We start from the raw sequence: 6,181 nt of genomic DNA on the forward strand, positions 1-6,181 counted from the left end.
AGTCGTCCCAGCCGATCGGTCGGTAGGCGACCGGCTCGCCGACGGCATCGCTGAGCGCCGACGCGTACTGCTCACCGGTCAGGTGATCGCCCGCGATGCGACCGTTCTGCCGATGAACTCCGCGCCGCGCCGGAAGATGCCCAGCGCCGTCCTACCGATGTCTCCCACGGCGATCCCCGACAGTTTCTGGTCCGCCATCGGCAGCGTCAGAGCCAGCGTGCCGTCGTCGCCCCGTGACGGACCAAGACCACCGGCGAACCCCTCGAAGAAGAAGGTGGTGCGCAGGAACGTCGTCGGGACGTCGTATTCACGGAACAGGGCATCCGCTTCGGCCTTGGCGTCGAAGTGCGGCACCTTGTAACGCTCGTCGACACTCGGCACCCGGTCGCCGGTTCCGAAGACGTCCCTGGTGTCTTCGAGGGTGGACCAGATCACGTGGCCGACGCCGGCCTGCTTGGCGGCGAGGGCGGCGGTGTCCGCCTGCGTGAGTTCCATTGCGGCACGGGTTCGCTCGGCTTCTTCCTGCGGGGTGCGTTCGACCCAGTAATTGGTGACGACGAACGCGCCGTCGGCGCCCTCGAACGCTCTGCGCATGCTCGGTCCGTCGTCGAGGTCGGCTTCGATCACCTCGGCACCTGCGGCGGCGAGCTCGCGGGCCTTCGCCGACCGGGCACTGCGGGTGAGGGCCCGCACCCTGAATTCCCGGTCGGGGTCCTCCAGGATGCCCCGCACCAGGCCGCCGCCCTGTGATCCGGTGGCTCCGACTACGGCTATCAGCTTCTGGTCCGTCATGACTTCTCCCATCATCGGGGGTTGATATGTCAACCTGATGCCATCGACAGTAGCCGATTGGGTTGATATGTCAACTCGATGCGTTAGAGTCCATGGCATGGTCGACGGAGCGCAGCTCGACGATGACGAACAGGCGGCATGGCGCAGCTTCGTGGAGATGCGCCACCGGCTGGAACGGCACCTGGCGCGGCACCTGCAGCGCGAGTTCGGTCTGTCGGATTCGGACTTCGAGGTTCTCGTCAACCTCTCCGAGGCGCCGGGCGCGCGGATGCGTGCCTTCGAGCTGGGCCAGGCCACGCTCTGGGAGAAGAGCCGACTGTCTCATCACCTCAGCCGGATGGAGAAACGCGGACTGGTCCGTCGAGAGGACTCCGAGGCGCGCTATCCGGACGTCGTGCTCACCGAAGCGGGCCGCGAAGCCATCGAATCTTCGGCGCCGGCCAACGCCGCCCGCGTCCGCGAATTCTTCATCGACGTCTTGGGGCCCGAACGTCTCGCCGTGCTGCGCGAGGCCTCCGACGACGTCATCGCCGCGATCGAAGGACACCTGCGCGACGACTGTCCTCTCGAGGTCCGGGGTTACTGAGGCTCACTCGGTGGGTAGGGATGGCAGCGGGATCGTCGCGGTGACCGCCGTCCCCGATCCCGGTCGCGAGCGGATGTTCAGCCGCCCGCCGACGATCTCGGCGCGCTCGGCCATCGACAGCAGCCCGTAGCCGCCCATCTCGTCGCCACCCAGCGGATGCTCGAAGGTGTCGAAACCGGTTCCGTTGTCGACGATTTCGAGCCGAGCCGAGTCGTCGCCCACCGAGAAGGTCAGGCTTGCGTTGGTGGCCTTGGCGTGCTTGACGACGTTCTGCAGGCACTCCTGCGCAATGCGATACAACGCGATCTCGATGTGGTCGGGAAGTCGGGCATCGGCCAGGTCGACGTCGATGTCGACCTGGGGGATGGACCTGGCCAGGCTGGCCAGCCCGCCCGCGAGGCCGAGGTCGTCGAGAACCGGCGGTCGCAGCCCGCCGATCGCGGCGCGCGCCTCCTGAAGCGTGAGGTCCACCAATTCCCTTGCCATGCCCAACTGTTTGGCGACCGCACCGGGATCCTCGCCGACCGCCCTTGCGGCCGCGTCCAGCCGGTAGGACAGCGTCACCAGCCGCTGCGAGATGCCGTCGTGGATGTCGCCGGCCAGCCGCCGGCGTTCGAGCTCCTGCGCTTCGATGACCTGCTCGACGAAGTTCTCGTGGGCGCGCTCGCGGGCGACGAGCTGGCGGTGCAGCCGGGCCTGGTGCATGGCGCCCGCGATGAGCCTCCCGATCACCAGGAGCAATTCGACGTCGCGATCGGTGAACTCGCGGCGCTCGACGGTGTGGACGTTGAGGACGCCCACCAGGCCACCGGGTTCCGTCTCCATCGGCACCGACACCATCGACGTGAAATCCGATCCACGCAGCGATTCGAACGGCCGGTAGCGGGGGTCGTTCTCCTTGTCGTGGATGATGACCACCGGTTGGCGCACCCGGGCCACCCAACCGGACACGCCCTGCCCCAACGGGAGTCGGATCTTGCCGACCTGGCTGTCGAATGGCGGCGTCGCACCCGTCAGCGTGAGCGAGCGCTCGGCGTCGTCGAGCACGTGCACGAAACAGACGTCGGTGCCCGTGGCCGCCGTGATCATGCGCGCCGCGGCCTCGGCCAGCGGCTCGACACCCGGCCCGCTCGAGGCGGCCTGGATCAACTCGCGCAGAAGTGCGAGCTCCCGGTCGGCGTCGACGAGGTCGCGCACCGCGTTCGGCTGGTGCGTCGGCGCAATTTCCCCAGTCATCGGTAGATGCCCTCCCTCAGGGCCGTCGCCACCGCTCCCGTGCGGTCCCCGACGCCGAGCTTGCGATAGATGGAGCTCAGGTGGGTCTTCACGGTCTCATCGCCGATCACCAGTTTGGTGGCGATGCCGCGGTTGGAGAGGCCGTTGACGACGTAGGACAGGATCTCGCTCTCACGCTGGGTGAGGCCCTGCCTCGCGCCGGGCCAGAATTCGTCGCGTTGCAACCGGGCAGCGGTGTCCACGGCCCGTGCCGCCATCCCCGGGTCGATCGCCGTCTCACCGCTGTGGGCGAACTCCAGCTGCCGGACCAACTCGTCGCTGCTGATGCTCTTCAAGAGGTAGCCCGCCGCCCCGACCCGCAGCGCCTGAAACAGGTACTGCTCGTCGTCGTAGACCGAGAGCATGACGACCTTGCGAGACGGATCGCGGTCGCGCAGCGCCGCGCACAGATCGAGGCCGCTGGAGCCTTGCATCCGCACGTCGCAGAGGACGACGTCGGGGTTCAGGTCGGCGATCACCTTGATGGCCCGCTCGGCCCCGACGGCCTGGCCGACCACTTCGACGCGGTCGCCGAAGGACGCCAACATGGCCTTGAGCCCCTCGATGACCATCTCGTGGTCGTCCACCAGCACGAGCCGCACGGGTGCCATGACACAACCATAGGACCGGATAGGACCGGCATTCCGGCAGGCAGCCCAACTTGGCCGGTTCAATCCCCCGGATGGGGGAGGTGCTCGGATGTGACGTGGACCACCCTTGATGAATGTCGACCATGGAGCAGGGAACATGGCGGGCGGGCCGGTTCTGGTGGGACTCGTCTCGGCCCAGCCATGCCGGCGAGCGCGGGCTGCAGGCGCTGATCTTCGACCTCGAGGCCCTGACCGACGTCGAATGCGGTGGTCATCGGCATGCGTTCAACGCGGCCTTCGCCGCGCACGGGCTGGGCCTGCAGTGGTCGGTCCAGCGTTACCGCAAGCTGCTCGCGCTCAGCGATGAACGTCAGCGTGTCGCGGCCGAACTGCGGGCGCGGGGCATCTGTACCGAGTGCGACGTGCTCGCCAAGCTCCTGGTCGACGAGATCTGTGCGACGAAGTCGATGATGGTCGACGAGATGATGCTCGACGCCGACCTGGCGCCACGGACCGGTCTCACCGAGCTGATGACCGATGCGTTCACCGCAGGGGTAGCCGTCGGGATCGTCGGCGACGGCCGCAGGCAATGGGTCGAACCGCTGGTGCGGCAACTGGTCGGCGATGGTCTGGTGCAGACGATCGTCACCGCCGACGACGTCGTCAAGACCATGCCGAGCCGCGACGCCTACCACCTGGCGTTGACGGAGATGGGCGCCAACGCCCGTGATTCGCTGGCGTTCACCGGCTCGACTGCCGGTTTGCGGATCGCCTCGGCGGTGGGTCTGGCCGGGGTGCTCGTCGACCCCGACGCGGCAGGGGCGCGCGCCGACTATGACGGTCTGCGCGTCGCCGACTGCCAACGGCTGCAGGGCCGATTGTGGGCGAGTGGCAACGGGTCAGCTGCCGCGTAAGAGCTCGATGACGGCGCTGAAGTCCCTGCCGGCGTAGGTCGGATCGGACTTGATGAACTCAGCGTAGATCTCCGCGGCGTGGCTGCCCAGTGGGGCGGTCGATCCTGTCGAGTCCACCGCGGCCATCGCCAGCCCAAGGTCCTTGTTCATCAGCGCCGTCGCAAAGCCCGGCTTGAAGTCGTTGTTTGCGGGCGACGTTGGAACCGGTCCAGGCACAGGGCAATTCGTGTGCACCGACCAGCAGTTGCCCGTGGCGCCGGTGATCACGTCGAACAGTGACTGCGCCGAGAGCCCGAGCTTTTCGGCCAGCACGAACGCCTCGCCAACGGCGATCTGCTGCACGGCCAGCACCATGTTGTTGCATAGCTTGGCACTCTGGCCGTTTCCAGAGCCGCCGCAGTGAATGATTTTTCCCGCCATCGGTTCCAGTACGGGTCTGGCCCGCTCGACGGCGGCGTCGTCGCCGCCGACCATGAAGGCCAACGTGCCAGCGGTGGCACCCTTGACACCGCCGGACACCGGCGCGTCGATCTGCGCGAAACCGCGTTCGGCGGCCTCGGCGTTGATGGCACGCGCGTCGTCGACCGAGATGGTGGAGGTGTCGATGAACAGCGTGCCCGGCTTGGCAGCGGGCAGAACCTCGCCGTAGCAGGCCTTGACGATGGCGCCGTTGGGCAGCGAGGTGATCACCACGTCCGCCTCCGCAACGGCCTCGGCGCCGCTGTCGAAGACCTTGGCGCCCTTGCCCTCTGCAGCGGCCTTCAGTGCGGGCACCAGGTCGAAGCCGCGCACCGGATGTCCGGCCACGACGAGGTTGGCCGCCATCGGGCCGCCCATGTTGCCAAGTCCCAAGAACGCGATCGTCGCCAGTGACGTCATTGACTGTCCTTCCGGTGTTACGCCGACGCGCGGGCTCGAGCGGCTTCTGCCCGCCCGATCACCACACGCATGATTTCGTTCGTTCCCTCGAGAATGCGATGCACGCGCAGATCGCGGACGATCTTCTCGAGGCCGTACTCACTCAGATATCCGTAGCCACCGTGAAGTTGCAGCGCCTGGTCGGCCACGCCGTAACAGGCGTCGGTGACGTAGCGCTTGGCCATCGCGCACAGCTCCACCTTGTCGGGGTGATTGTCGTCCAGTGCCGATGCGGCGCGCCACAACAGGTTTCGCGATGACTCCAGGGTGGTCGCCATATCGGCAAGGGTGAAGCGGATGGTTGGTTCGTCGAGCAGTGTCATGCCGAACGCCTCGCGGTCGGCGAGATAGGCGACGGCCTTGTCGTAGGCGGCCTGCGCACCCCCGAGCGAGCACGCGGCGATGTTGATGCGGCCACCGTTGAGCCCGTTCATCGCGATGCCGAAGCCGGTGCCCTTGCCGTCGGCGCCGCCCAGCATCGCGTCGACCGGTACCCGGGCGCCCTCGAACACCACCTGTGCGGTGGGCTGTGCGTTCCAGCCCATCTTGTACTCATAGGCGCCGAAACTGACTCCGGGCGTGTCCTTCTCGACGACGAACGCCGAGATGCCGCGTGGCCCGTCACCACCGGTCCTGGCCATCACGACGTACACGTCGGACGCGCCTGCACCGGAGATGAACTGCTTGACGCCGTCGAGCACGTAATGGTCGCCGTCTCGAACGGCTTTGGTGCGCAGGGCACCTGCGTCCGAACCGGCACCGGGCTCGGTGAGACAGTAACTGGCGATCAGCTCCATCGACGCCAGCCGCGGCACCAGACTCTTGCGCTGCTCGGCGGTGCCGTAGGTATCGACCATCCACGTACACATGTTGTGGATCGACAGAAACGCGGCCACCGTCGGATCTGCCACGGCGAGCTGCTCGAAGATCCGAACCCCGTCGAGGCGTCGCAGCCCGCTGCCACCCGCGTCCTCCTGGCAGTAGATGGCGGCCATGCCGAGTTCGGCCGCCTCGCGCATCTCGTCGACCGGAAAATGCTTGGCGGCATCCCATTCCAACGCGAAGGGCGCGAGTCGCTTCTCGGCGAACGCGGCGGCCGTCTCGGC

Annotated in this window: 7 protein-coding genes; 2 read left to right on the plus strand and 5 right to left on the minus strand. The window is 67.3% G+C overall.

Translation table 11 applies throughout. From position 1 onward, the window contains the following. Nucleotides 1-78: 78 nt before the first annotated feature. The gene (locus ACRDUX_RS23970; RefSeq protein WP_526417195.1) at nt 79-792 is read right to left on the minus strand and encodes an NmrA family NAD(P)-binding protein; all 714 of its coding nucleotides are present in this window, start codon (nt 790-792) and stop codon (nt 79-81) included. Nucleotides 793-889: 97 nt separating this feature from the next. Between ACRDUX_RS23970 and ACRDUX_RS23975 the strand changes: the two genes are divergently transcribed. Then, complete coding sequence (locus tag ACRDUX_RS23975; RefSeq protein ID WP_526417197.1) at nt 890-1,378, plus strand: MarR family winged helix-turn-helix transcriptional regulator; 489 nt, start codon at nt 890-892, stop codon at nt 1,376-1,378. 3 nt (nt 1,379-1,381) lie between these two features. Here ACRDUX_RS23975 and ACRDUX_RS23980 read toward each other — a convergent pair whose 3' ends face one another. Then, nucleotides 1,382-2,614 carry a GAF domain-containing sensor histidine kinase gene (locus tag ACRDUX_RS23980; RefSeq protein ID WP_526417199.1) on the minus strand — a complete coding sequence of 411 codons (1,233 nt, stop codon included), beginning with the start codon at nt 2,612-2,614 and terminating at the stop codon, nt 1,382-1,384. Continuing rightward, nucleotides 2,611-3,264 carry a response regulator transcription factor gene (locus ACRDUX_RS23985; protein ID WP_526417201.1) on the minus strand — a complete coding sequence of 218 codons (654 nt, stop codon included), beginning with the start codon at nt 3,262-3,264 and terminating at the stop codon, nt 2,611-2,613. Before ACRDUX_RS23985 ends, ACRDUX_RS23980 begins: the two co-directional genes overlap by 4 nt. A 113-nt stretch (nt 3,265-3,377) precedes the next feature. Here ACRDUX_RS23985 and ACRDUX_RS23990 point away from each other — a divergent pair, with 113 nt between their 5' ends. Beyond that, nucleotides 3,378-4,157, plus strand: a complete 780-nt coding sequence (locus ACRDUX_RS23990; RefSeq protein ID WP_526417203.1) for an HAD hydrolase-like protein — start codon at nt 3,378-3,380, stop codon at nt 4,155-4,157. On the opposite strand, the gene mmsB is transcribed toward ACRDUX_RS23990, so the two are convergent. Further along, nucleotides 4,143-5,027: a 3-hydroxyisobutyrate dehydrogenase gene (gene mmsB / locus ACRDUX_RS23995; protein WP_526417207.1), complete on the minus strand. Its 885-nt coding sequence runs from the start codon at nt 5,025-5,027 to the stop codon at nt 4,143-4,145. The genes ACRDUX_RS23990 and mmsB overlap by 15 nt on opposite strands. A 26-nt stretch (nt 5,028-5,053) precedes the next feature. Beyond that, nucleotides 5,054-6,181 (minus strand): acyl-CoA dehydrogenase family protein (locus tag ACRDUX_RS24000; RefSeq protein ID WP_526417205.1); only part of this gene is annotated, 1,128 nt, incomplete at its 5' end.

Source organism: Mycobacterium sp. (genome assembly GCF_050701675.1).
Taxonomy (GTDB): Bacteria; Actinomycetota; Actinomycetes; order Mycobacteriales; family Mycobacteriaceae; genus Mycobacterium.